Origin of the sequence: Pedobacter steynii (assembly GCF_900103665.1) — a bacterium.
GTDB classification, from domain to species: domain Bacteria; phylum Bacteroidota; class Bacteroidia; order Sphingobacteriales; family Sphingobacteriaceae; genus Pedobacter; species Pedobacter steynii.
In genome coordinates, this window is sequence record NZ_FNGY01000004.1 from 1 (window position 1) to 25337 (window position 25337).

Genomic DNA, 25337 nt, shown 5'->3' on the forward strand with positions numbered 1-25337 from the left:
AGCAAGGACGCGGCAGCTGATGGCATAAATTGAAACTATATAAAAATACAAAGCTATATTTTTAATACTTGCTCCACAACTTTTGGCATTGATCCTATCAAAATGTGCAGCGATTCGCCCTACTCATCGAACCCAACATAATCAATTACTGAACAAGCAGTTATCAGTTGAGCATCTTGTGGATGTTAAGCCCCAAAGCTAATTTTGTTTCACTTTTAATGAATGATATGCTTTTTATAAGTATTTATTGAGTTGCTCTTTTAATTTTTCTTTTGATGATGGTCTTAAAGCGTCTTTGACAACGATTTGCCCTTCCTTATCTAAAATTGAATAAATAGGAATGCCTTTGAAGCCTCTATTTCCTTTATCATCAACAACAAATAGCAAATCATCTATGAATTTCACATAATCACTAGATTCAGTTTTTTTCACTGGATTATGGTAGGAGACAAAATATCCATTTAATGAATTTTCTTTAATTACATCGTATGCCTTTTCAATACCGCTTTTTTCATCAATTGTTATATATATATAAACTATATCTTTTTCTTGAAAAAAATCATCAAGTTCCTTAGTGTATTTAAATTCCTCAATACAAGGCTTGCACCAGGAAGCCATGACATCAATATAAATTATCTTTCCTTTAAACTGCTTAATTAAATCTTTTAAGGACTCTGGGTAATTTAATCTGATTATCTTGCTAGAAGATATAGTTGATGCATTATTTTGAGCTTTTAATAATGTAAAATTTAACATTATTAAACTAAACAGGACTGCTAATCGCTTTGTCATAATTTAAATCTTTCAAAAATATATTTAGCTGATTTTTGGTATTTTAAATTAAATAAAAAAAAGTTAAGCAACTTGACATGACAGTTGTTAAAAGTTGTTAAAAATATTTGGTTTTCTTGTTCTTGGGATAGCTGAGTAAGTACTGTTAATTTCAAGAACGCTTCAAAATTCGTACAACTACAGAATTTATTTAGTGATAACAGCTATATAGTTGTCAATATCCCTTTGAAAGGTTTTCCAGTCTGAATAAATGGTGTAAATTAGTTTCCCACCATCTGCTACAGTTTTATATCCATTATTTCTATACCATTGAATTTTTTCGGCCATGGCATCTAAATACCTGTCAGAATTTGTTTGGCCAAAATGTTCCCAGTAATATGTTTTTTGACTGAGCTTGTTCGAAATTTTAAAATCAGGGTACTTCTGCTCGCCAAATTCTACAAGTCTGGGCTCATATTCAACGGTTAGGTAGTTACATTTTAAAAGTCTATTGTAGATTTCAAGCTCCTGCTCTGATCTAAACTTTAGACCATCTTCGGAAATGACTTTCTGACTACCTTTTTGGTAATTTAGCTTGCTGCCGATGGTTTCAACTCCTCTTCCTTGTGTTACATCTCTATTTGTCTCTTTAAAAAAATACCATTGGTAAAAATTTTTATTCGAAGTATCGACCCGATAATTTGGGATGATTTGCTTTAATATGTTGTCGTTATGCTGTTTTTTCAAGAAATGGTTAAACATCCCCGGGGTAGGGAATGATTTCATTAACACCGGATTTTTAGATATATGGTCATATAATTCATTAGATCTGATTTCAACAGCCGTAGCCCTGTTAGCCATGAGCTTGTCTAACGACTCTTTAATGAGCTTTAAGCTCTTTAAATAAGGAGGTATATTTTCCATAGCAAGTCTAATTTACAAAATACAACAATTAGATTTTTCTTCCTATCCGTTTTCTTTTAGGCCCGGTTGGCAATGGCTTCCCCCAATTGCTGTGGCAATGGGGTGTTTTTAATATAATTCTTTATCAGAAAATTTCTGATCCTGTATTTTCGGTAAGGGTCTGATTAAAACGGTTTTTTTTCTTATACTCAATGCCTTTTTCGAACCTAATTTATCATCAGTTTCGGTTCTGAGTCCCGAAATTAAGTTGAAATTAGTTTCTGTAAATATTGTATTTTCGTCAATATACCCTCTCGTTGCATTAGTAGTTAACTTTTTCACGTTAATTAATTCAAAATTGCCCTTGCGATATTTGAAATCGTAAGTAATATTCCCGCCTTTAATTTCACTCCACATTGATAATATCCCTTTTTCAATAAAAAAATTTGGTATCTGGTATCCATTAGGTTCCCCTTGCTTTTCAATAGGATATTGTGGTTCAATTATTTTGGTCGAAGATACCGCTAAAGTTAATTTTTTCCCATTTGGCTGAGATAGGAAAACTTGTAATCTAAATGGCCTTGTTTCATCTGTTGTATCCATTTTTACCGTTAGTTTGTCCGTTTTGCCATCATTATTTAGGTCGCCCTGTTCTTCTCTTACCTGATAGGTATAATTGCCTTTATTCTGAATATTTTGAGCGAATAAATTCATTTGGGCTGAAATCAAAATGAATACAAAGTATAGATAAATATTTTTCATAATTTTAAGTTCATTTATTTTCATTTTTTCTTGAAACTGACTGCTAATTCATGAATATACACAACTTATTTAAGTTATGTAATTATAACCCTCCGAATTTCGTGCCGATATGTTGATAAGAAGGAAAATGCGTTAAAAATCGTATTCCTTAAGCTTAGCGCGATAACAGGACTTCACTTATAAGTTCATTCAGTTTGTTTAGTTTAACAAACCTGGTTATGAAATTATCCCTGATATCGGCAAGGTTGATCATAAGGTAAGACACTGCAGTAATCAAAAACAACAGTACTGCAAAGAGAATACTCAGATCTTCGGTTGTATTGAACTGCCCCATCAATTTGTCCAGGTAGACATTCCATAAGGGTATGAATAATGCCCCAAGGCAGGAAATGAAAATAATAGACCCAGTTCTTTCTTTATCTGCTTTCTCTTTGATCAGCTCTTGTATTTTTTGTATCTTATTTTCATCCCAGCCCTTACGCTCAAAGTAACCGTTTAGATTTTGAACCGCATCCTGATGGAAACCTTCCGTAGACCAGGAGAACTTTGAGATGGAATGCCGTTGGTAAAGCTCCTTTACTTTAAGGGCATTGAACCGTCTACCCAAAAACAGGGCTACTCCAAAGCAAGGCAAACAAAGCACCAACAGATAAATCTTTAGCTTGATAAAATATACAACAAAGAGTGCAGCGACGGCAAGAAAAAGCAAAACCGGAATCAATTTTTTCCACCAGATCAGTTTCCTTGTTACCAGGTTGTAGAAAGTCAAGTTCGTGCTATAATAATCGATAAGTTCTTCAACCATAAATCTATATCTTAGATAAAAACAAAAGAGCGTCAAACATATACCAAAAAATTTCATTCGCTCCAAAAAGTATCTGCCTTTTCGGGACGAATGAAATTTAGTTTTCAGGGATGATTTCCCTATAAATTCAGTTTAATTTGGAAAAGCGTAAAAAGCCAATCCTGAATTGATCCAATATGGATCTGACATTGGACCAGTTGTGAACAAGTGGTCTCTGCCTATGGAATTTACCCAGCAATAGATGGGAACTGTACCTGGAACCTGCTTATTGAATGCATAAAATGATAAATAATCACAAAGAACGGGCTAATGATCAGCGCATGTCAGCAAAAGTAAACTGCAAAAAAGGAGCTTTGTCTATCGCGCTGTCCTTTCGCTGCGAACCATAAGCAATTGCTTTTGCGGTAACCTGTTGATTCGTAGTCTTCATTTCCAGGTAGTAAATCCCTTCCGGACTTATTAAACCATAGACATCTGTCCGCTTCAATGGGACTATCGCGTAATGCCTGCCATCCGCAAAGGTTAAATCGCCGATGTTTTCCTTAAATTTCAGTTGAGCACTTCCATTAACTTCTTTTCCATTCAGGTTACTATTGGTGATGACCTCGGTCTCAAAGTCTTTTACGCTATTTGTTTCCTGACGATCCATAAAAAGCTGAGCGAATAAATGTGCGGTTTCTTCTATTGAGCTAGACCAGGAAGCATTCACCATCAATGAAACAGAAGTTTCCTGATCAGGAAACATACAAACAACCGTCCTTGCACCTTCCATCCCACCCGCATGTTCTATCACGTTTCTTCCAAAAATATCCTTACTGATTCTCCAGCCAATGCCAATTTGCAGCATTTCTCCGGACAATAAATGTTGTGGTTTAAACATCTGCTGAACGGTTTCCTTTTTCAAAAAACCATTGGTATAGGCAAATGTCAACTTTACAAGGTCTGATGGCGTACTTATTAATCCTCCCCCAGCCCATTTATAGCTTACATCTTCAGGACTAGTTTCTTCGACCGGCTGATTGTTTTTAAAATCATAAAGTCTGGCCAGATTACCATAGTGCTGATGTTTTCTTAGATCAGGTCCCGTATTTTTCATGTCTAATGGCTGCAACAATTCTTTGCTCAGGTAGTCTAAAAAAGTCATGCCTGAGACCTTTTCCATTAACGCCGATAACAATGTAAATCCATGAGTAGAATAGCTATATTTTGTCCCTGGAGGAGTTAAGAGTTTCTGATGCGAAAACACCTTCAAAGCCTCTTCAGTTGAATTGTAGAAGCGGTTCTCAATTTTATCATCATCTGCATAATGCGGCAAACCAGACAAATGGCCTGTCAGCTGGAGCGGAGTAATCTGCTGATATTCCTGCGGCAGTCCGGGCAAGTATTTGTTGACACCGGCATTCAAATCCAATTTACCTTCCTGCAGCAATTTGCCGAATGCAGTGACGGTGATCACTTTGGCACAAGAAGCAGTTCTGAATTGTGTCTCCCTATTCACCGGGATTTTATTTGCCAGGTCTGCATAGCCGAATCCTTCGGCATAAACAATTTTACCTTTTTGACTTACCGCAATGGAAAGACCCGGTATTTTAGAAATTTCCAGCAGTTTAGCAGCCATAATCCTGGCCCTTTCTACTGGCTTTCTAACATCTTTCGAGACAAAAGGCTCCAGCTGTAATAAAACATAACGACTGGAAGTAGTAATTCCAAAGGCGACAGTAAAGAGGCAGAGCACAGCTGAGGTCAGGATTAGTCTTTTCATAATTTTTTTTATTTACACTAAAGTAAGCGAATCGCACATTGCGGAAAATTAAGTAGACGACCTGGACCTTAATGCGTACAGAAAGGTGGAATTTATAGACAAACAGGTAAAAAATGATGTTGGGCCGCACTTTTTTGGTATTGCTTTTGATTCTCAAACCAATAATAAAACCTCAGCCGTTGAGGGTTACTCAATTGAATTTAAATTAGAAATATCACATGAATTTGAATCACAAAGCAATACTGGAAAAAGCAAATGCCGCTGTCACAGCAGGTGACTACGAGGGTTTTCTATCTTTCTGTACCGAGGATACAGAATGGATATTTGTGGGCGACAGGATACTACGAGGGAAACAGGATGTTCGGGAATACATGGCAACGGCCTACCTGGAACCACCCAAATTCATGGTCGAAAACTTAATTGCCGAAGGCGAGTTTGTTACCGCGATTGGTAAAATCAGTATGAAGAATGAAGATGGGATCATGATAGAGTACTCCTATTGCGATGTCTGGCGATTTCGCGAGGGTAAGATGGCCGGATTAAAGGCTTTCGTTGTGGAGACTTAGTCGGAAATTTATACTTTTACAAAGTATGCGTATTCAAATGTATGATATCATCCCAAGTCTGCAGCCCTACATTAAGCTGATATGTACTATGGATTGCGATGAAGGTACAGATACAAGTCATGTACGTGTGCTCCCCGACACTTGTGTTGAACTGTTTGTGAACTACACTAGTACACCAATCGCTATTATTGGTGACGAATTGCACAAGCGCAGCATCATTAGCTTTCGTATGAGCCGCCCCATGGATATTCAGATGCGTAAAGGCGCTGGTTGTCTTGCCGTTTGTTTTTATCCTGGTATGGCGTATAAATTCTTCCACCTTCCGATGCAAATGCTAACAGACACCAATGCAGCGCTGTCAGATGTATGGAATAACCTGGCGGAAGAAATAGAAGATAAAATGGCCTCCGCTCGTAATAATGATACCCGTGTATTTATGGTACAGCATTATTTGCTGCGACAATTGACCCGGGCGAAAAATGATTTGCAGGTGGCCTACTGCCTGCAGCAGGTGCAAAGCGCTGCCGGCTTAATATCAGTAAGCAAACTTACCAATGATACTGGCATTAGCCAGCGCCATCTTTCAAGAAAATTTCAACAATACATTGGCCTGTCACCCAAAGAGTACCTGCGTGTCTCCAGGTTCATACAATCATTGACTCACCTAAAAAAACACCCGGTTCTCTCACTTACGGAAATAGCCTGCAAAAGTGGCTATTATGACCAGGCGCACTTTAATCGTGACTACAAAACTTATACTGGCGGTACTCCTTCGGAATTGGTACATGCACCACATATTCTGTATTAGTGTCCGTTTTGTACAATTTGAACTAAATTATTCTTTACAGTTTTGCAATACAAAAAATTAAGGATATGAGAAAACTAATATTAGGATTAGCCGTAACATTGGATGGATATATTGAAGGGCCTAATGGCGAATATGATTGGTGCTTCACAGATCAGGACTATGGTCTGAACGAATTCTTTGCTGGTGTAGACACGATATTTATTGGCCGTAAAAGCTACGAGATCGCACAACAATATGCGGAGAACAATAACGGAGAACCGGTTCCCGGTATGCCGGCAATGACCGAATACGTATTTTCCAGAACATTGAAAACAGTAAAAGAAGGCGCGGTCCTTATATCTGAGGATAGTATTGCCCAGGCCCGAAGGATAAAAGAACAGCCTGGCAAAGACATATGGCTATATGGTGGAGCTGAACTCAGCGATGCTTTGATGAAAGAGGGCCTTGTAGATGAATTATGGTTATCAGTGCATCCGATACTCCTTGGCAGCGGCAAAGCGCTATTCAATAAGCAGAATAGCCGCACTAAACTCAGGCTCCTGCGGAGTAAAACTTATGAAACCGGTCTGGTATCCCTCTGTTATAGCATCAATAACGCCTAAGCTCTGAAAGGACTTTATGGAGATAAAGGTTCTTTAATCCGCCAGCATCATCTTCGCCAGATTTCCAAGTTGTTTTAGTTTAAACTTAATTTCAGCTGACCAGCTCAGGCCAATACAGAGTCTCATACAGTTTTCAAATTGATCCTGCAGGGTAAACATTCGTCCCGGTGCGATGCTGATTTGTTGCTTAATCGCCAGGTCATATAATTTCCTGGTATCCATGCGCTTGCTAAATTCAACCCAGATCGAAAGCCCGCCCTGAGGTCTGCTTATTTTAGTTCCTTCCGGAAAATACTCCGCTATGGCATGAATATAATGCTGATAATTGTCTTGTAACGTCCGGCGAAGCTGACGGAGATGATTTTCATACTTCCCTGTTTTCAGAAAATTAGCCACGGATTCCTGGATAATAGAAGCCGAGGATATGGAATGAATCAGTTTTAACTTTAACAGCTTTTCTTTGTGTTTTCCCGGAGCAACCCAGCCAACACGATAGCCTGGAACCAGGGTTTTGGAGACTGAACTACAGTACAAAACATTTCCCTCTCTATCAAATGATTTGCAACATTTTGGACGTTGGGTGCCAAAATACAGGTCGCCATATACATCATCTTCAATTAATGGAATGTCATGTGCAGATAAAAGGGCAACGATTTCTTTTTTATGTTCATCAGGCATACAGCTTCCCAGGGGGGTATTGAAATTGGGAACCAACAGGCAAATGTTAATTTTAGGAAGCGCCTGCTTTAAAGCATCTAATGCTAAGCCCGTGATTGGGTGCGTTGGAAGCTCGAGCACTTTAAATCCGAGGCTTACCACCAGCTGCAGGGTCCCGGGATAACAAGGGCTTTCCATAGCAACCGTGTCTCCTGGCTTCCCTAATGCCATCAAACAAAGGGACACGGCATTAATGGCGCCGTTAGTGGTGATCACATCATTTTCCTGTAAATCCCCTCCCCATACTAAAGAGCGGACTGCAATCATTCTCCTCAATTTCAAATTGCCTTGTAAAGGTTCATACGCTGTGCCGGCATCTTTAAGCTCCCTTGTCGCATGCACAATCTCTTTTTTTAACTTGGCCAGGGGTAACAGCTCTCCGGAAGGGGCACTAATAGAAAAAAGTGTGAGCCCTTCATTTCCCATATCGGCATAGACTTTACTCACCAGTTCGTCTGGTTCTTTGTCGTTAGCTACCGATGAAGGCCGGCTGACTTCAGGAAGTGGAAGTTTTAAGTAAGACGACTGGCTCACAAAATAACCGGACTGCGGCTTTGAATCGATCAATGATTGGGCTTCCAGCTCCAGAAACACGCGCTTAGCAGTATTCATGCTAATGCCATGGTCCTTGCACAATACCCTTACAGAAGGCAATTTATCACCGGATTTCAAAACTCCCGTTCTGATCTGACTGGCAATTGCGTTGGCGATGTCATTATAAAGAAAATCTCTACTCATGCTACAAAGATAACTGTGTCCATTAAAATACACAAAACTGAGACTGTGTTTACTGCTATTCCCCGGCTAATTTCGCCTAAATAATAATTAAGCTTAAGATCATGAGTAATCATCCATCATTTATTGACAAAAACAGCAGCAAGGGCTGGAGAAATGGGTTCATTGGGGTATTGATTTTCAGTGGCTCTCTACCTGCCACAAGGGCGGCCGTTCTGGGTTTCGATCCGGTATTTGTAACGGTTTCCCGGGCAACCATTGCCGGGCTGCTGGCTCTTTGCATGCTATTCGTTTTTAAGGAAAAAAGACCTACGCGGGAACAGCTTTTTTCTCTGGTGATTGTCTCCATCGGTGTTGTACTGGGCTTCCCCCTATTGAGTGCGCTGGCCTTACAATATGTAACTTCCGCACATTCGGTTGTATTCCTGGGAATGTTGCCGCTTACCACAGCTATATTCGCCGTAATGCGCGGGGCAGAACGCCCCCGCCCTGCATTCTGGCTGTTCTCGATCTTAGGAAGCCTGCTCGTGATTGGTTTTGCAATCGCTCAGGGCTTAACAGCCTCACCTATTGGTGACCTGTTGATGTTACTGGCGGTTATTTTGTGTGGACTGGGCTATGCCGAGGGCGCAAAACTTTCAAAAACACTGGGGGGATGGCAGGTTATCTCCTGGGCGCTTGTACTTTCCCTGCCTTTCATGGCACCTACGATGTATATACAACGTCCCACATCATTCACAGAAGTTGGCGCAGCAGCCTGGATTGGCCTCGCTTATGTTTCTGTATTCAGTATGCTGATTGGCTTTGTATTCTGGTATCGTGGCCTCGCTCAGGGTGGTATTGCAGCAGTAGGGCAATTACAACTCCTGCAGCCTTTTTTTGGATTGGCTCTGGCCGCCACCCTACTTCATGAAAAGGTAAGCATTGCGATGCTGGGCGTTACCATTGGTGTCATTCTTTGTGTTGCAGGTTCAAAAAAATTCGCTAAATAGTTGAGCTGGAAACAAAAAAATTCCGTTTTACTGCTTAAAGTAAAACGGAATTTCAGCGCTTGTTTTATTGTTGTTGCTGGAGTACATCTACTTCAGCCTGCGACTTGATATAATTGTCAACTTCGGTATGAGGTATTTCTTTCACAGGGATCAAAAAACTACCATTTGATCCCGATATCACAATTTCAGGAAGATATTGTCCGGGGAATGATCCTTTCGACACATAAGGCGTGGTACCTGCACCCAATGGCCCGGTCCAGCCCATAGAGTTAATTTTCAGTCCTCCTACAAAATGCGAGTCACGCGATAGGGTAAATCCGTATGAATAATTTGGTGCATCTCCCTGAACTTCGATGATAAATATTCCAGGGGTGCGTAATCCTGTCCACAAATATGTGGCTTTAGTTCTAGCCGGATCTACCGGCTCAGTTCCATAAAATCCCATAATTTTATTGTTTAAAGATGATTTCCTACTTTTTAAGGTTTTCGGTTTTCCTACTACCACAAACGGAATCAACTGAGAGCGTACAGCCGGCATTTGCTTCATTTTGCTCACCGCTTTTGATTGTAAGTCAAATATCCATCAAAAAACAATGCGCTTTCAGCGTATTTTCGCCTGTATTTGCAAACAGGTATTTATACCTAACTGGCTAACAATCAATATAACTAAGTAAAACAAGACCAATAGACGGTGCACGTAAGAGTGTGCTGATTATCACTATCCTCTCGTTCAAATTCAATATGAAGGATCGCGGTGATATTGTCAAAAAAAATATCTAGCTTAGAGTAACGCTTAAAATAAAACACCTGACTAAAACTGTTGGCATTTGTATTAGTCGGAGGCAACGTTCTCTCTACCAGCCCTAAAAATTCATAGTCATGAATTTTTCAGAACACTGATTTTATTAATTTCTTAAACTTTAAACTCGCTCTCAATGAGAAAAAGAACCAACCAGACAGGGGATAAAACCATCTCCGTCAACGCCATCGCCGGCACTTATGTAGTACTCTTAGCCATGGATGCAAATGATGCCGCCAGAAAGGGACTATTAGGCTTTGCCATCCACAGAACAGACCAGACAAAAAAAGAACAATATTGGCTTAAAGGATTCAAGACCTTTGAGGAAATTGATCCTAATCCTGCCCCAGGTTCACTCGTATCTACACAGGAAGCTCCAATTCAAAGTTTCATGTGGGGGGATTATACTGCTGCTCCCAATAGCAGCTATATCTATAAAGTAGTCCCTGTCTATGGAAGCCCAAAAAACTTAGTGTATGGAACAGCTGTTGAAACGGAAATCAAGACAGAAAGTGAAGACAACGGACGCTTTGCCATCCATTTTAACCGCGGTGTTGCCGGTAGCCAGGCCTACGCCAGGAAGTTTGGCAATAAAACTCCGGAAGCTGCCGGTCCTGAGGCTTTCAAATGGCTATCCAGGGGTTTGGAAGAAGCCATATTGGCCTTTATAGGTCAGGCAAAAGGCCCTCAATACAGCATCAGAACTGCAGCTTATGAATTCAGCCATGAAGGTGTTTTAAATGCCTTTAGGAATGCATCCACAACTGGTGCAGATGTAAAAATTGTTTACGACGCAAGGGTAAATCCAACCGGACCGAAGGTGGCCAGCGAAGCTGCAATTGCCAAAGCAGGAATTGGAAAACTGATGATCCCAAGAACCTCCGACCCGGCTTATATCTCCCATAACAAATACATCATTCTGTTAAAGGATAATGTTCCTGTAGAAGTTTTAACCGGTTCAACCAACTTTACCGATGGTGGCATTTATGGGCAATCAAATGTCGTACACATCGTGAGAGATCAAAAAATTGCAGCCCAATATCTGGAATATTGGACAAAACTATCATTGGATACTCCTGTAAAGCAATTGAGAAGCTGGACTGTTGCGCAGACCCCAACACCAACCACTGCATTTGTTGACGGTACGCAACCTGTTTTTAGTCCCAGGTCCTCAAACGATGCCCTACAATGGTACGCGAATGAAATAGACAGCGCAGAATCAATGGTTGGCTTTACTGCTGCCTTTGGTGTGAACGACCTCTTTGCTTTGGTTATGCAGAACAACCTCAAAAATACCCGTTATGTCCTTTTCGAGAAAAAACCACCGGCACCAAATCCAAAGAAACCGGAAAAAGGACCTTCTAAAGCCTATACTCAATACCTCGGTTATTCTCAGATCAAAAATAACAACATCGCCATCGGAGAGATCCTGGCTAAAGCCGTTGTCGGTGACTCTGAACTGCACAGGTGGCTGGAGGAGAACTTATCCGGCCTCAATAGAATGGTGAAATACCTGCACACTAAATACCTCTTCATCAATCCACTCAGCGAAGACCCTACTGTAATCAGCGGTTCTGCCAATTTCAGTCAGGCTTCAACGGTGAACAACGACGAAAATATGTTGGTTATTAAAGGAGATAAAATGGTTGCCGACGTATATCTCGGAGAATTTATGCGCATCTGGAATCATTTTTACTTCCGTGATATCGCCAGTCGCTATGCCCTTATCAATTCCAAAAAAGCTTCAACCGGGGCCGATACACAAATAGAAATTGCCGACATCCCCAGTCCTTACCTCGAAAAGGATGATTCCTGGACCGAAGACTATTTTGGAAGTAATTACAGAAAGACACAGGAACGTCTGCTATTTAGATAAAATATAAAATCCATCCTTATGAACACAAAATTAATGCTAACCGGAGATATCTGCAAGGATATCATTGATCCCGGACTTATCCAGAGTGAGCAGCACCCCCTAACCGCTGCCCAAAGGGAATTCCTCTGGAAACTATTTGTACAGATCGGAAATGTATGGGAAAATGTCCATTACGAATCCTCTAACCTCAAAAGCTCCTGGCTGGAAATGGTCGCTGCAAAAACCAATGTAGCCCCCTCCTATACAGGCGAGTACATCAACGCAACTTATGTGATACAGGAGCTGATTGACCTGAATGGTGAGGAAAATGCCTACCGTTTACTATTTCTGACCTACAAACAACCTGAGGGGCCACCGACAACCAGACTGGCGCATACCAAAGCATTTGTGGTCAATGAGTTTATCATCATGCAGGTCATGGCCAGTGGATTTAAGCACTTCGGTGGTAAGAACTACCATGGTTATGTGAAAGGTTCGAGATATAGCAAGCAAGATTTAGTTAGAGTTTATAAACCAGATCCGGCCACCAATAACGCGCAGCAGTCATGAGAAACTATGAATATATTATTGTCGGTTCAGGCGTAGCCGGAACCACAATAGCAAAGCGTCTGCTGGAGCATAATCCGCTTACCGCTATCCTTATGCTCGAAGCAGGGCCGGTGATCCCCTCAAAGGACAGACGGGCATGGTGGGACTACATCACCTTAAACAGAACACCCTACGATTATACCTATGATAAAAAATGGGAAGCTAAATCTGTTGGCACCACCAATTGGCTGTCCGAAGGTGCAAGGGTAAAAGCCGTAGGTGGCTCTACCATGCACTGGGGAGCCTGGTCCCTAAGGTTTAAACCGGAAGACTTTCAGCTCCACAGCAATACGGGACAGGGCGCAGACTGGCCGATTTCTTATGACGATCTGGAAGCCTATTATCAACAGGCGGAAGAATATCTGGCCGTTTGCGGCGATGAAGACGAAAAATGGTCGCCAAGAAGCAAACCTTATCCAATGCCACCATTTGAGTGGACAGCTGCCGATGGCTTAATGATCAAAGCATTTGAAGAAATGGACATCAAACCCGGTAAAATGCCTTTGGCGAGGTACAGAAAATGCTTCACCACCGGAACGTGTAAGTACTGCCCTTTTGGTTCCAGATTTTCTGCGGTAGATATCCTGACGGAACTGTTGGAAAACAAGAAGTATGTCAACTTTACGCTTAGGCCCAATACACCGGTAAGGAAGATCAACTGTGAAAGCAAGGATAAGATTGCTTCAATAGAATGTCTGAATAACCTCACAGGTGAGGTAAGTTTGGAAAAAGCAAGCCATTACATCATCTGTTCCGGTTCGTACGAAACACCAAAATTACTCATGAACTCCAAAAATGAGTTTTGGGAGAAAGGTGTTGGAAATGATGAAGATCTATGTGGACGCTTTATCATCTCTCATTCCATGTTAAAAGTAAGGGGAACATTTCCGGAAAATAAGGAACGATGGTTTCAGGAATATGATTTCCCGACCCTCATGTCCAGAAGTTACGATACACCGGGTAGACAGGCGATCGGAAAGATCTTTCTTTTCAAAGATCGTGTGCAACCCAATCAGAACATCGCCAAACTGATGATTGCCGGAAAAAATTGCGACGAGATCGATGCCATCATGAGCGGTCCGATGACGATTGAACTTCAGGCCTTCATGGAGGAAAAGGGAAAATATGACAACCGACTGGAAATTATGGAAGGTACCGACAGATTTGGATTGCCTCTAACCAAGATTAGTTTTTCCCGGACTGAGGAAGAAAATGAGAATGCATTGAAAAACCTGGAAATCATGAAAGAGGTGATCCTTAAAATGGGCTGTACCATTAATCCCGGAGATGCCAGGGTTGATGAACCGGGTGCACACCATACCACCGGAACCTGCCGGATGGGCAAAACAGCAGCCGATGGCGTAACCGATGAAAACCTCAAAGTACATGGAATTTCGAACCTATACCTCTGCTCCAATGGGGTATTCCCTACTGGTAGTGCGGTGAATCCGACTTTAACCTTAACCGCATTATCATTCAGACTATCAGACCTATTAATTCAACAATCAAACCTATTAACGCAATGGAATCACAAGACATCACAACCACAGAAAATCTAAATACCAGCATCGATGAAGTCATCCGGAAAGATGATACAACCATGGAAGAACATGTTGCGCTGCTCAACCATAGCTTAATTGATTCTGTCGACGATGAACTCCGTTTAGCCTTACTAAAAGATTCACTTCAGGTATGCATCGATCTGGAATTTGGAACCATTCCCATTTATCTCGCCGCATTATGGTCGATCAAAGACAACCTTGACCCGGTTGCCAAATCCATCCGCCATATTGTACAGGAAGAAATGTTGCATCTGGCCCTGGTTTGTAACCTGCTCAGCTCCATTGGTGGAGATCCTAAGATTTATGATACCAGTGATAAAGGGCTAAGGTATCCAACAAAGCTGCCTGGCGGAGTGCATCCGGAGCTCACACTTCGTTTGTCTGGCCTGAATGATGACATGCTGGATGACTTCCTGGAAATAGAACTGCCGCAAGGCGAGATTCAGATCGCGGAGTACGACAGTAAATATAAAGATTGTCATGAACATGACGGAGAACATTCTACCACCATTGGCGCCTTGTATACTGCCATTAATGAAGAGTTCCATAGCCTGAAACCGGAGATGAAACCCGATCAGCAAGTCAGCGGCCCACTTTCCTGGTTCATCGTGGACAATCTCGAAAAACTGGATAGTGCCATCCACTGGATTATGGAGCAGGGAGAAGGCGCAGTAGAAGCAAATGAAACAAAAACTGCTCCTGAAGAGCTCTCCCACTTTTACAGATTCTGGGAAGTAAGGAAAAGACAGAAGATTGAATTAGATCCGGCAACCGGCAAATATGCTTTTATGTCGCCACTCGCATTTCCTGAGGTCTGGCCAATGGCTATCGTCCCAGAGGGAGGCTATCTGCAGAAAGATGTGCCGGAAGAAGTCTGGGAACTGACGCATCAGTTTGACCTGGTCTATTCTAAAATGATCCATACGCTGGAAAGTGCATGGGGTGATGGCGGGCAGGCGGCGCTATGGAAGGCAATAGAACTGATGTTCGACCTTGAAAAGTTTGCCATTCCGCTAATGAAAATCCCAGTTCTGGGTATACCCGGAAATTATGGTCCTAGTTTTAGATTAATTGAATATTAAACCAGAAATCATGACAGGTCAAATCGATAAAAAATGGAAAATTGTCCGGACTGTTGAGCTTAATTCTGCGGCAGACAAAGTGTGGGCAATGATTGGAGGATTTTACACGATACATTTGTGGCATCCCGACATCGAAAAAACAGAAATAGGCTCCGATCAGACAGAATTGCCGGAAATCAGAAGAATCCTCACCTTTCCCGGACAGCCGACTACCACAGAAGAGCTGATTTACATGAACAACCCCGGCCTTTGTTACCATTACAGATGGCATGACGGCGCCTGGGGCAGAGCGATAAAGGAATACCATGCAGAAATCAGGGTGATCGAACTTGAAGTTGGCAAAAGATGCTTAGTTCAATGGACTGGTCATTTTGTTTACCATGAAGACGGCTTAACTCAATTCTATGAAAATGGGTTTACCAACCTAAAGAAAATATTTAATTAACCCTAAAACATCAAATCCAATGGGAAGCTATGTAGAAATAAATGACACCCTTCAATTAACCACAGAACAAGGATTTCCTTCGGATCTAATGGACCGGGAGCAACATATCATTAATCCGGTTACCTTAGCCGATGTTGAGGGTAAAATCTTCAGCTTTAAAGACAAGCCCTCCGCGCGTATATTCCAACTGGATCCGGTTAGGGTATACTATGTCCATAATATCAATGGAAAATGGTTGTTCTGGGGCCGCATCTTTATCCAGACGGAAACGATCTATAAGAAATTAGACGTCCATGGAAACTGGACAGAGGGAGAATGGTTAACCTCAGGAACTTACACCATCATCGATGTGTATGATCCGGTTTATCAAAAAGTTTTCACGCTTCATGAAGCTCCGCCTGACCGAAATTATTTTATCCCGGATCCATCAAAAGATTAATTCCATAAAAAAACCTGCCATCCTAAGATGAGCAGGTTTTTGATCATTCTGTTCAAATGACTGCTATCAGTAAAGCCCGGTTCCCAGGCTATTTCCTTAATTGGGTGATTTCGTTGTAGTGGAAATCTCCGGTAATCAAGCTTTGTTTTGCGCCAGATCAGCGAATCAAAAAGTCATATTTTAGGCTGGTAAAAGTTCCTGCCGCGTAAAAAAATAACACATTTTAATAACAAATTACTACTTTGCATTAAAATACAATTACTTTTCGCTCATAGCAAGAATCAATAAATGTCCAGCCACCCATTTTACAGTCCAAAATCCCCTAATTATTCCTCATCCAACGATCAAGCACATTTCAATGCTACTCGTGTTCCTTATCCAATGGATAAAACATTGAATACCCTATTGGAAGAGCAAGTCTTAAAAACCCCTGATCATATCGCTCTGCGACTTGGAAAGGAATCGATGACCTATAAGGATTTAAATGAACGGGCCAATCAACTGGCCAGGCTCATTATTGAATGTGGTGTAAAACAAGGCGATAATGTAGGGCTACTGGTACTGCGCAGTTTCGATATGATTATCGGAATGTATGCGATACTCAAAGCGGGAGCAGCATATATCCCTATTGATCCCGAATATCCTGTTGACAGACAACTGTATATACTTTCGAACGCAGCGATCAGCCTGTTGCTCAGCGACTCAACGCATCCGGTCACCGATTTAATACCTGCAGGAAAATCCTTAAACATTAGCACCGCATCAGTTGACCACTATCATAAAAGCAATTTAAACTTAAGCATTGATAGCCGGCAATTGGCTTATATCATTTATACGTCAGGTTCAACGGGCAAACCAAAAGGTGTAATGATTGAACATCATTCGGCTGTCAATCTGATTTTATGGGTAAACCAACAGTTTAATATCGGAACTGAGGACCGTCTGCTCTTCCTTACTTCCATGTGTTTTGACCTCTCTGTTTACGATATATTTGGAATTTTAGCGACGGGTGGCTCATTGGTTATAGCCGAACAGGCACAACTGAGTGATATCAATCAGCTTCACTGGATGCTTCAGCATTACCAGATCACTTTTTGGGACTCTGTACCCACTACACTCGATTACTTAGTGAAGGAGCTCGAATTAACCGATAAGGATTACAGACAGCTTTCGCTCAGGGTCTGCTTTTTGAGTGGCGACTGGATTCCGCTAAGTCTGCCAGACAGGTTAAAACATTTTTTCCCAAATGTCAGTGTCATCAGCCTTGGTGGAGCTACCGAAGCAACGGTTTGGTCGAACTATTTCGTAGTAGAGAAAATAGAGCCAGACTGGAGAAGCATCCCCTATGGTAAACCGATTAATAACAACTTCTTTTATATACTTGATGAACAACTCCAACCAGTTCCCGCAGGAGTTACCGGAGAATTATTCATAGGTGGTGTTGGTGTGGCCCGGGGTTATGCCAACGATGCGGAGAAAACAACCGCCGCATTCTTACCTGATCCTTTTAATACGGATTCCGGCGCAACAATGTACCGTACCGGTGATTTGGGTCGGATGCTACCGGACATGAACATGGAATTTCTCGGCAGAAAAGACACTCAGGTAAAAATAAGAGGCTTCAGGGTTGAACTCGGTGAAATTGAGCATGTGCTTAATCAGTCAGAACATCTGGAAAGTGCCATCGTCCTTGCAAAAGATGATCAGCAGGGAAAAAAGGAGCTGATCGCCTATGTTGTTCCCCTGCCAACTTTTGAAAAGAAGGCCATTGTCACTTATTTGGAAAGCTTATTGCCAAATTACATGATTCCTCTGGCATGGGTTGAAATGCAAAGTCTGCCTTTAAACATTAATGGTAAAATTGACAGAAAGGCTTTATTGGATGTAGCTATTCCACGCGAAGCCAGTCCAACGTATGCAGCACCTATAAACCGGCTTGAAAAAATAATGACAACGATCTGGGAACAGGTATTTGGCATGGAAAAGCTGGGAATCAATGACAATTTCTTTGAACTGGGGGGCCATTCTATTATGGCGATGCAGATCCTGTCGAGGTTTGAAAAAGAAACAGGAACAGCTTTTCCTGCAGCTATATTATTTAAAAACCCAACCATCTCCTCTTTACTTGCTTCAATAGAAAAAGAGGGTGTTGCGGAGCGGGAATGGAAATCTCTTATTCCGATTAAACCGACCGGAAATAAAATGCCTTTATATATTGTCCATGGTGATGGACTTTATGTATTGAATTTTAAAGATCTGGCAAAATATGTAGATGATGAACAACCCTTATTTGGCTTACAACCCCCGGATCTAAAAGAGGTCGACAATACCATTGAAACGATGTCTGACATCGCCGGGCATTATATTGATGAAATAGTAGAGCACAATCCAAATGGTCCCTATGCGATAGCCGGTTACTCTTTTGGTGGATACATTGCTGTGGAGATGGAAAGACAACTTACTGCTTTGGGCAAAGAAGTGAAAATGCTGGGAATTTTTGATACCGATGCAGAAAATTGTGTTTATAACAAACCGTTGCGTACGATATTCCGAAAAAAAATCAGACGGCAATTGCCGAAATTACTATGGTTGATCAGGTCTTTCTTTAAACACCCCTCAACGACCCTTAATTATCAATTCAACCAATTTCAAAAAAAGCTACGTAACACAGGCTATAGCCTTGGCTTAATAAAAAAGCCAAAACTGGATGAAGTTTACACCAGAATCCAGTTAATTAACCAAAAACACCAGACTGCATTTAAAACTTATGAGATCGTCCCTTTCAATAATTTTGTTTATCTGTTTAAAGCAAAAAAACGGGTCTACTTTGTAGACGACTTTAAATATCTCGGCTGGAAGAAGTATGCCGAAAAAGGTGTAAAAGTATTCGATGTTTCAGGAGATCATGAAACGATGCTTCATCATCCAAACGTGATTGAGTTTGGAAAAATATTACAGGACGCTTTAGACAATAGCTAATCAAGTAACCCAATTCTAATTTTATGACCATTAAGCCAATTACCACAACTGATCTTGAAATCTGTGCCACTGCTTATCTGCAAACGTATAACCAGGCGCCATGGAACTATCAATGGAAATATGAAGATGCCCTAAAGTATCTGGAAGAATACTTCTCCTCTCCACAGTTTAAAGGTTTTGTTCTATTTGACAATGACACTTTTGCCGGAGCAATCTTTACCCATACAAAAACCTGGTGGACAGGCTCACAACTTTATATCGATGAACTATTTATTGCGCCTCAATTGCAAAAAAAGGGATATGGGAAAATGTTGATGAATCATGCAGAAGAATATGCACTTGAACAGGGATTAAGTACAGTAACACTAATGACTCATCAGTTTATGCCAGCCATGAAGTTCTATCAGGATATTGATTTTATGCATGCACCGCCGTTCGTTATTTTATTCAAGCTGGTTGATGGCCATAAGAAGTAAGCCCCACCTTTCTGTGGGGGCTTTTGCTGATGATCATAACGGTGAATTTGGTTTTAACCGCAATTACAGGACATATTGACCGGCAATTTTTTCTTCCGGCTTAGTAACACACAAATACAAGCACAGGAGAAAGAAATATTCCAGGGGTTTCATCAATCTATAAACCAGGTTTGAGCCCTGTTGACTAGTGATTTTCTTTGATAACGGATAGCCGTATTTATCATAGCAAGCCCTGATTGCCCGATGTGCTGCCGGGAGATTTTCCTGGATCAACTCTTCAAAAGCGTTCGCAATGAGCAGCTGCCTGTTTACGATAATTTCATGACCATGCCTTATTCCTAAACGAAGCGGCTTTACCACTTTCGGATCACCACAAACTGCGACCGTACATAAATAATGACCTTGATGGTCTAAAAATGGTGGATGAGTCTTAGTCGAAAAACGCCAGGTTGTGGTTTCGGTAAACACCTTACTCATCGAATCCGCCTCTTGTCCGAATAAGATCAATAAAGCAACGATAACGACAAAAACCGGAATCAACAAAATTAACACGTAGAATGGCTGATGGGCGGTCTTCGCCATCTTTTGGTTTAAATAATTGAGCACTTTATTGCGATAAACCTTATCATTTGCAACAGCAAGCTCTTCCACAACGCATTTACAAATTACGGCTACCGCAGTTAAAATATAGGCAAAAGGTAAAAAACCGAACAGCCATCCATCATAAGACTCCGTACTATGAGAGATTTGAACAAATACAGCAATACTGATGGGGATGCCGGTTAAAACAAAAACCAGCATCAGCACAAACCATAACGGAGGCATCGCCCGTCCTTTTAACCATAGCTTCCACAGTCCGAACACAGCCAGAACAAAAAAGGTGATGAGGCTCAACAGGTGCTTAGATGCAAAGGGCGAATAGCCCCCATCAACGATGTCAATCGCAGTATAATAGTCCGCAGCATAGATCATTAAACCGCAACAGAACAACAAAAAAGAGAGTGTAAAGCCCAGTATAAACACATATTCCAACGTTTTTACCGGTGTAGCTACGCCTTTTCTTGCTTGTTTGTAGATTACACAGCCCAAAACCGGTAATGACAATAAAAATATGATTGTTATGATTTCCATTCTTCGTTTAACATGGAATACAAAACCAGGTCAAGAAACTTACCATTAACCAGGTCCGCTTGTCTCAATATACCTTCTTTTGTGAAATTCAGCTTCTTTGGAATGGCCAGGCTTCTGACATTACTTTCGGCTGCTTTAATCTCTATTCTGTTTAAACCCAATTCCGTAAAACCATAACTGATCAAACCTTTACATGATTTTGTAATGATTCCCTTGCCTTCCTCCTTTTTACCGAGCCAATAACCAATTTCAGCACTTTTATTATAGGTATTTATATAGTGTAATCCCATTTTCCCTACCGGCTTTTCGTCTAACAAGATCACAAAATTTATATCATTTCCCTGCTGGTATTGTAACTCGCAGTTCCTGATGTAATTATTGAAATTTTCCAGGGATTCGGCATTATCACCCCATGCTAAAAATTCAGCAAAATGGGTTCTGTTTCCTTCAATAACAGCGTATAGTCCCGTAGCATGCTGCGCTGCAATCAGTTCAAGAGTTATATTTTCGTCTATATTGATTTTCATCAGAATATATTTGTTGTTTTTCGTATTATTTTATTGATTTCCAATGGTATTCATGAGCTCACACGCTCGGTTCATTTCGTGAAGTGATCTTTGAGATCATGATGGTTTCATCGTTTAATTCCAGGCCATCAAGTTAGCTAATTTATTAAGAAATTTATCCGCAGAATCCTTCAAAAATATAGAATCCCTCTCCTGTCCCTTTCCAAAAAGAAGATACAGCGTAAAATCCGATATATTTTAGCAACATCCATTTTGTATATTTGAAAACTGACGGACTTATACGATAAAAAATTGTCAGGTCATTTGCATGCAAACCTATGGCAACGATGTTACCAAAAAAAACAACCTGTTTATTAACCAGCATCGTGCTGACCATTACCCTCTATTTTTCCTGTAAAAACGAAAAGAAAGATTCCCTTACAAAAGATGTAATCACAAAGATGAGCACTAAAAAAAATTCCAATCCGGTTGTCTATTTTGAAATTCCGGTAACCGACATGGACAGAGCCGTAAAATTTTATGCTGCCGTTTTCAACTTTAACTTTGAGAAAGACATGATCGATCACAATGAAATGGCTTTATTTCCTTTTACCGTAACAGATAGTGGTATTTCGGGCGCGTTGGCAAAAGGAGAAATATACAAACCGACTATAGACGGTACGCTGATCTATTTTAAGACAGAAAACATTGATGCAACACTAAAATTAGCTTTAAAAAACGGAGGGCAAATTTTATATCCCGAAACCTCAAATGGAGCATTCGGATCTGTTGCAGAATTTAAGGATAGCGAGGGAAACCGAATTGCCCTACATATGGCTGCAAATCAATAAATAATCTATTGATGGTGGCCGTGATATCTTAACACTCTTTAACAGTCTGCAAAGGTGATGTCACTCTGATTTTAGCTATATTTAGGTTATAAATATTTTCAATTTATATGAAAAGATACCTGGTTTTAGCTTTACTTGTCGCCGGCCATTACAGCGCTGCATTTTGTCAGGATGAAAATCTGAAAAAAGAAACCCTGAAAAAGAAATATGAAAATTCTGATATAGGCCAGGAAATCGACAAAAAAATGCGGTCTGATGTTCAGTATCCTGACAGCATCGTATTGGCACCGCTGCATTTCATCAACACTTACATCCCTCTGGATAAGGCGGGTTTTGACTTTACCAGCATTTCTTTGGATGTGGTGGTGAAAACCAAAATCCCTAAAGGGTATAACTTTTACATTTCCCCGTTTAACGGCACTTTTAACGAAATCCAGTTCTATGCAGGGATTCAGACTTCTTCTGACGGAATACCGGCAAAAGGAGGAAAAGAACGGAAAATCGGAAGAGGGGGAATTTTCTCCAGATGGATGGAAAGGGACACAGCGGCATTAAAGGCAACTGGTTATTATGCCAGCAGCGATGGTGAAGGAGATTTCATCAGCGTAAGAAACAAAGTAAAATGGGATCAGGGTACTTATCGTTTAACCCTTTATAAGTCGGGAGAAGTGGATGGAAAGCCGGTCCCACCTGATTATAAAGGCAAGGACCTTATTTTTGCCTGGGGCGAATACGAACACAGCTGGGTAACGATGAGCGTTGAGGATCTTAAAACAGGAAAAAAATACATCATAGGATCTATGGCCTTTCCCGGAAAAAAGCTATTGTTCGGTAATTATAACGCCATTTTCCTCGAGCAATATGGCTCAGTGATCAATTTTGCAAAAGAGAAACCGAAGGCTACCCCTCTTGCTGTCAACTACAAAGACTTACCAGTGGTTAAACTGGAGATTAAAAATCTCATGTTGAACGGAAAACTGGTAATTCCAAAGGCTGTGATCACGAATCCCAACCTCACCCATCATCCGGAACAATCAAAAATAGCAATGCCTATCCCCATTTTGTCGAAAGATGCTTACGATCCTAAAACAGGAACGATCAGTTATGAAGTAGGTGAATTTCAGCGCTGGAAGTAGGCATGCTTATTTAAAAATTACCGAAGGTGACCTCAACTGGCAGGCCATCTTTTGAATAACAGACCCTGACATATTCCAGGGCTGCATCTTCAGGCAAACAATAGGTTAGGTCAAATTCTCCCTGTTTATAGTAGTCCAGAATATCCAGGCTGATCATTTCCAGTTCCTCTGCAGTCATGGACAACTTAGTGGCAAGCGCTTCCCTGGAGGTTTCATCAAACTCAGGAATCCGGTTTAAAACCGGATCAATCCAGGAGAGGCAGGCAGAAAGATCTTTGACATCATCGACATGAACGACAATAGAAAAATTGTGATCTTCTGATTGATATTCGTCGAATGTGTAGGTGCCGTAAGCAAAAACAAACTCACCTATTCCCTGTTGTGTATAGTCTGTCGTATCTTTTTCCTGATTACAATTAAAGAATGTCCAGTCTATATAGGCTTCTTCTACCCTTGCTCCACCAAGAGGAATCAGGTCCCACATCCGGGTAAGTTGTTCTAAATTTGCAGCCATGGCCCTCCCATCTTCAGCAACAAAAGTATAAGTTCCTTTATCCAGCGTAACACTTTTAATTTTAAAGGCGGAGGGTACATAAAAACTTGAAGCCCCTCCCTGAGCACCCGCAAAACATTTCTGAACCTGATCAACCTCGCAGTACTTAAATACAAGAAGAGCACTGGAATTTTGTTGCGCCCAATAATAGAACTGGTCGGCCAAATCCCCGGCTTCTTTTCTTGCTTCAGGGTCAGCACTGTTAATCCTTCTTAACAGATCAAATATTCTGGTCGTATCCTTATCCTCAATTTTCATGTGATGTTAGTTTAAATTCCAGACCAATCAGGTTTACTGATCTGATAAACGAAATTCATTTTGGATACTTCCCCATAATAGGCTACTTCCTCTTCCCCAACTTTAGAGGCATTCAGTCTCCCAATGGCCATCTGTGAACGAATATTTTCTGCACCAATATGGAACATTACCTGATCAGCGAATTGAAAAGCATAATCGATCATTAACTTCTTGAAGGAAGGATTGTATCCCTGGCCCCAGAACTTGCGACCAACAAAGGTATAACCAATAAAGACACGCTTCTTTTCCGGATCGAAATCATAATACCTCGTACTGCCAACCACTTCTTCTGAATCTTTATTTAAGATCAGATAAGCGCCGCCTGATTCCATCGCTCCTTTAAAATAACTTTCAAACACTTCTCTTTTGTAGCGGTCTTTATTGGGATGCTGCTCCCAGATGAGTGGATCCGAAGCCACAGCATAAAGCCGCTCGAAATCATTTTCTTGCAGAGGAATAAGCTTAACAAGCTCGTTTTCGAGTATGGCCTGAAGATCGGGATGTTTGTTATTTATTAATTGCATCTCCTTTTTCATGATTATGATCCTAATTTAAGGAATTAAATCACTTCCTTAAAGATGGGAACGAATTGCATTTATCATAAAAATGTAAAGACAATTATCTGCAAATAATCAGGTACCCTATTGTTATATCTTTGAAACCGTATGTTTATCAAACTATTTCATTTTCTATCGTTGTTTGCGTACCTCAACATAATTGCTTATGAAGCTGGAGATACTTCCTTAAATCAAAAGCAATCTACTTTTGCGGGCGATTCAGTTCTGGAATTTGTACTGGATGACTTACTCGATATTCCAATGCATAATTATGAAGACGATATAAAAATTCCGAACGAGAATTACCGTCTTTTCCATACCGGCATTTATATCTTACCTGCAATTATTGTTTTCCTTTCCTTTTTCCTGTTTAAACAGATTGGAAAGCTAATTGTGATTGAACATCCGCTTTACAGAACAAAAAGCGTTTGTTTACCAAGTTATTACTCCCACCTTTTCAGGTTAAAACCATTCTAGGGCAAACCCTCTTTTATTAGTAAATTCTAATTCAGGCATTTCTTTGAGAAGCCCCGCCATTAAGCGCGGCCAAATTTCTGCTTTTCCTGGGTGTTTCAGCATTTACTAATCCTTTCCATTTCGTTTCTGTATCGAATTTCATTAAACCATTTATACATCT

26 protein-coding genes are annotated in these 25337 nt (G+C 40.9%); 15 read left to right on the forward strand and 11 right to left on the reverse strand.

The window, feature by feature from the left end; genetic code table 11:
- Positions 1-234: 234 nt before the first annotated feature.
- From BLQ87_RS12260 to BLQ87_RS12280, 5 genes are all read right to left on the reverse strand, one after another.
- Positions 235-792 carry a TlpA family protein disulfide reductase gene (locus tag BLQ87_RS12260; RefSeq protein ID WP_074607012.1) on the reverse strand — a complete coding sequence of 186 codons (558 nt, stop codon included), beginning with the start codon at positions 790-792 and terminating at the stop codon, positions 235-237.
- Positions 793-978: 186 nt separating this feature from the next.
- On the reverse strand, positions 979-1695 hold the full coding sequence (locus BLQ87_RS12265) for a hypothetical protein (protein WP_074607014.1): 717 nt from the start codon (positions 1693-1695) through the stop codon (positions 979-981).
- Positions 1696-1803: 108 nt separating this feature from the next.
- The gene (locus tag BLQ87_RS12270) at positions 1804-2460 is read right to left on the reverse strand and encodes a hypothetical protein (RefSeq protein WP_074607016.1); all 657 of its coding nucleotides are present in this window, start codon (positions 2458-2460) and stop codon (positions 1804-1806) included.
- Between the two features lie 130 nt (positions 2461-2590).
- Complete coding sequence (locus BLQ87_RS12275; RefSeq protein ID WP_074607019.1) at positions 2591-3241, reverse strand: hypothetical protein; 651 nt, start codon at positions 3239-3241, stop codon at positions 2591-2593.
- Positions 3242-3554: 313 nt separating this feature from the next.
- The gene (locus BLQ87_RS12280; protein WP_074607020.1) at positions 3555-5003 is read right to left on the reverse strand and encodes a serine hydrolase domain-containing protein; all 1449 of its coding nucleotides are present in this window, start codon (positions 5001-5003) and stop codon (positions 3555-3557) included.
- Positions 5004-5221: 218 nt separating this feature from the next.
- Here BLQ87_RS12280 and BLQ87_RS12285 point away from each other — a divergent pair, with 218 nt between their 5' ends.
- From BLQ87_RS12285 to BLQ87_RS12295, 3 genes are all read left to right on the forward strand, one after another.
- The gene (locus BLQ87_RS12285) at positions 5222-5569 is read left to right on the forward strand and encodes a nuclear transport factor 2 family protein (RefSeq protein ID WP_074607022.1); all 348 of its coding nucleotides are present in this window, start codon (positions 5222-5224) and stop codon (positions 5567-5569) included.
- A gap of 25 nt (positions 5570-5594) precedes the next feature.
- Positions 5595-6377 (forward strand): AraC family transcriptional regulator, encoded by a 783-nt coding sequence (locus BLQ87_RS12290; RefSeq protein WP_074607024.1) that lies wholly within the window; start codon positions 5595-5597, stop codon positions 6375-6377.
- A 65-nt stretch (positions 6378-6442) separates the two neighbouring features.
- Complete coding sequence (locus tag BLQ87_RS12295; RefSeq protein ID WP_074607026.1) at positions 6443-6979, forward strand: dihydrofolate reductase family protein; 537 nt, start codon at positions 6443-6445, stop codon at positions 6977-6979.
- A 33-nt stretch (positions 6980-7012) separates the two neighbouring features.
- Here BLQ87_RS12295 and BLQ87_RS12300 read toward each other — a convergent pair whose 3' ends face one another.
- Positions 7013-8434 carry an aminotransferase-like domain-containing protein gene (locus BLQ87_RS12300; RefSeq protein ID WP_074607028.1) on the reverse strand — a complete coding sequence of 474 codons (1422 nt, stop codon included), beginning with the start codon at positions 8432-8434 and terminating at the stop codon, positions 7013-7015.
- Between the two features lie 101 nt (positions 8435-8535).
- On the opposite strand from BLQ87_RS12300, the gene BLQ87_RS12305 reads away from it, so the two are divergent.
- Positions 8536-9423 (forward strand): DMT family transporter, encoded by an 888-nt coding sequence (locus tag BLQ87_RS12305; protein WP_074607030.1) that lies wholly within the window; start codon positions 8536-8538, stop codon positions 9421-9423.
- Positions 9424-9487: 64 nt separating this feature from the next.
- Here BLQ87_RS12305 and BLQ87_RS12310 read toward each other — a convergent pair whose 3' ends face one another.
- A complete protein-coding gene (locus BLQ87_RS12310; RefSeq protein ID WP_074607854.1) occupies positions 9488-9868 on the reverse strand; it encodes a hypothetical protein in 381 nt (126 codons plus the stop codon).
- 490 nt (positions 9869-10358) lie between these two features.
- On the opposite strand from BLQ87_RS12310, the gene BLQ87_RS12315 reads away from it, so the two are divergent.
- The 8 genes from BLQ87_RS12315 (at position 10359) to BLQ87_RS12350 (ending at position 19669) form a co-directional block, all read left to right on the forward strand.
- Positions 10359-12098: a phospholipase D-like domain-containing protein gene (locus BLQ87_RS12315; protein ID WP_074607032.1), complete on the forward strand. Its 1740-nt coding sequence runs from the start codon at positions 10359-10361 to the stop codon at positions 12096-12098.
- Positions 12099-12116: 18 nt separating this feature from the next.
- A complete protein-coding gene (locus BLQ87_RS12320) occupies positions 12117-12647 on the forward strand; it encodes a hypothetical protein (protein ID WP_074607033.1) in 531 nt (176 codons plus the stop codon).
- Positions 12644-14245, forward strand: coding sequence for a GMC oxidoreductase (locus BLQ87_RS12325; RefSeq protein WP_074607035.1), 1602 nt, complete (start codon positions 12644-12646; stop codon positions 14243-14245). Before BLQ87_RS12320 ends, BLQ87_RS12325 begins: the two co-directional genes overlap by 4 nt.
- Complete coding sequence (locus BLQ87_RS12330) at positions 14209-15330, forward strand: ferritin-like domain-containing protein (protein WP_074607037.1); 1122 nt, start codon at positions 14209-14211, stop codon at positions 15328-15330. Before BLQ87_RS12325 ends, BLQ87_RS12330 begins: the two co-directional genes overlap by 37 nt.
- Positions 15331-15340: 10 nt before the next feature.
- Positions 15341-15775 (forward strand): SRPBCC family protein, encoded by a 435-nt coding sequence (locus BLQ87_RS12335; protein ID WP_143010424.1) that lies wholly within the window; start codon positions 15341-15343, stop codon positions 15773-15775.
- A gap of 19 nt (positions 15776-15794) precedes the next feature.
- Positions 15795-16214: a hypothetical protein gene (locus BLQ87_RS12340; protein ID WP_074607041.1), complete on the forward strand. Its 420-nt coding sequence runs from the start codon at positions 15795-15797 to the stop codon at positions 16212-16214.
- Positions 16215-16595: 381 nt separating this feature from the next.
- Positions 16596-19193, forward strand: a complete 2598-nt coding sequence (locus BLQ87_RS12345) for a non-ribosomal peptide synthetase (RefSeq protein WP_172664896.1) — start codon at positions 16596-16598, stop codon at positions 19191-19193.
- Between the two features lie 23 nt (positions 19194-19216).
- Entirely contained in the window at positions 19217-19669 is a 453-nt protein-coding gene (locus BLQ87_RS12350; protein WP_074607045.1) for a GNAT family N-acetyltransferase, read from the forward strand.
- 63 nt (positions 19670-19732) lie between these two features.
- On the opposite strand, the gene BLQ87_RS12355 is transcribed toward BLQ87_RS12350, so the two are convergent.
- Together BLQ87_RS12355 and BLQ87_RS12360 are read right to left on the reverse strand one after the other, a co-directional pair.
- A complete protein-coding gene (locus BLQ87_RS12355; RefSeq protein ID WP_074607046.1) occupies positions 19733-20800 on the reverse strand; it encodes a DUF6688 domain-containing protein in 1068 nt (355 codons plus the stop codon).
- A complete protein-coding gene (locus BLQ87_RS12360; RefSeq protein ID WP_074607048.1) occupies positions 20788-21327 on the reverse strand; it encodes a GNAT family N-acetyltransferase in 540 nt (179 codons plus the stop codon). Before BLQ87_RS12360 ends, BLQ87_RS12355 begins: the two co-directional genes overlap by 13 nt.
- A gap of 326 nt (positions 21328-21653) precedes the next feature.
- Here BLQ87_RS12360 and BLQ87_RS12370 point away from each other — a divergent pair, with 326 nt between their 5' ends.
- Both BLQ87_RS12370 and BLQ87_RS12375 read left to right on the forward strand, forming a co-directional pair.
- A complete protein-coding gene (locus BLQ87_RS12370; protein ID WP_083361875.1) occupies positions 21654-22157 on the forward strand; it encodes a VOC family protein in 504 nt (167 codons plus the stop codon).
- A gap of 107 nt (positions 22158-22264) precedes the next feature.
- Entirely contained in the window at positions 22265-23293 is a 1029-nt protein-coding gene (locus BLQ87_RS12375) for a hypothetical protein (RefSeq protein WP_074607052.1), read from the forward strand.
- A 10-nt stretch (positions 23294-23303) separates the two neighbouring features.
- Here the strand turns inward: BLQ87_RS12375 and BLQ87_RS12380 are convergent, their stop codons facing one another.
- Both BLQ87_RS12380 and BLQ87_RS12385 read right to left on the reverse strand, forming a co-directional pair.
- The gene (locus BLQ87_RS12380) at positions 23304-24104 is read right to left on the reverse strand and encodes a hypothetical protein (protein ID WP_074607054.1); all 801 of its coding nucleotides are present in this window, start codon (positions 24102-24104) and stop codon (positions 23304-23306) included.
- 11 nt (positions 24105-24115) lie between these two features.
- Positions 24116-24679 (reverse strand): GNAT family N-acetyltransferase, encoded by a 564-nt coding sequence (locus BLQ87_RS12385; RefSeq protein ID WP_245723848.1) that lies wholly within the window; start codon positions 24677-24679, stop codon positions 24116-24118.
- Between the two features lie 129 nt (positions 24680-24808).
- On the opposite strand from BLQ87_RS12385, the gene BLQ87_RS12390 reads away from it, so the two are divergent.
- Positions 24809-25177, forward strand: a complete 369-nt coding sequence (locus tag BLQ87_RS12390) for a hypothetical protein (protein ID WP_074607056.1) — start codon at positions 24809-24811, stop codon at positions 25175-25177.
- The last annotated feature ends 160 nt before the right edge of the window (positions 25178-25337 follow it).